This is a genomic window from Nocardia africana NBRC 100379 (assembly GCF_001612635.1).
Lineage (GTDB): Bacteria > Actinomycetota > Actinomycetes > Mycobacteriales > Mycobacteriaceae > Nocardia > Nocardia africana.
The window spans coordinates 1-989 of the sequence record NZ_BDAV01000084.1 but is presented as its reverse complement, the minus strand read 5'-3'; the positions used below and the strand labels follow the sequence as shown (position 1 = coordinate 989).

General features: G+C 63.2%; 1 protein-coding gene. It reads left to right on the top strand.

Annotated features, from left to right (window positions below):
* Positions 1–572: 572 nt before the first annotated feature.
* A partial coding sequence (locus tag NA3_RS35375) for a hypothetical protein (protein WP_157126680.1) occupies positions 573–989 on the top strand: 417 nt, incomplete at its 3' end.

The following is a 989-nucleotide window of genomic DNA, read 5'->3' as shown; positions in this document are numbered from 1 at the left end:
GCCTTCGATCCTGCCTCTTTCGTTGTATGAAGCCTATGACTTCCAGGCGACTTCGCCGTCCGTCGTCACGTAGGAAGTACCTACAGCGATCGGGCTGTAAGAACAAATCCGCCCCAAATTCGGTGGTCAGGCAAGCACCGAACAGGTCACTGATCACCGCTGGCGGTGGCTCTTCGGCGGTTCGATCATCGCGGTGTTGCGGGCCGCGCGGGTGCGAAGGCCGTGCCGTGCTGACGCACCATATGGTTCGGGGGCCTGAGGCTGCGGGGCTGACTGGGCGGCTGGCCCGGAAATAGGTAGCGCGCGCCCCTGCGGGCTGGCTGGGTCCGCAACGATCGCGCTGGTTGCTGGATGAGTGCCTCGATCAGGACGCCCCGCTTCGGGGGCAGGCTTCTCAACGGTCAGGTAGACATTGGTGTCGTCGCGCCCGAAGCCCACGGTGCGGGCAGTCCAGCTTTGGTTCGCGGGCGAACCGCCACTCCCTCTTGTAGGCTTCACAAACCGGGACCTGTTCCGGCACAACATCTTCGACCTCAATTGCATCGATCGGTGACACACCGGGAAGTGGTGCGATGACCAGAGAAACACCGGTGGATCGAGCTCGTCTGCCCGAGCCGCAGGAACGGCTCAGGACATCGTTCAGGTCGGCGATCAAGGATTTGAGGTCGGCCAACCGCCACCATGATTTCGAGCGCTTGTGTGTCGCGCACGCTCGACAACGCTTCGATCCCAGCCTCAGCGAATCGGTTGGGCCGGTCAGTGCGGGCGGAGACCGCGGCCGCGACGGTTTCAGCCGCTGGACCGCTCTCGATGAGGACGCGGCCTCGTTCGCGGCCACGTTCCAGCCACCCGGCACGACCACGACAGTCGTGGCTTGCACCACCACGCTGCCCGACCGGCTGCCGGACAAACTGAAATCCGATGTGACACAGATTCTTTCCGACAGCCTACCGTGTGGCCGGATTTTGTATTACACCGTCGAGTCCCTA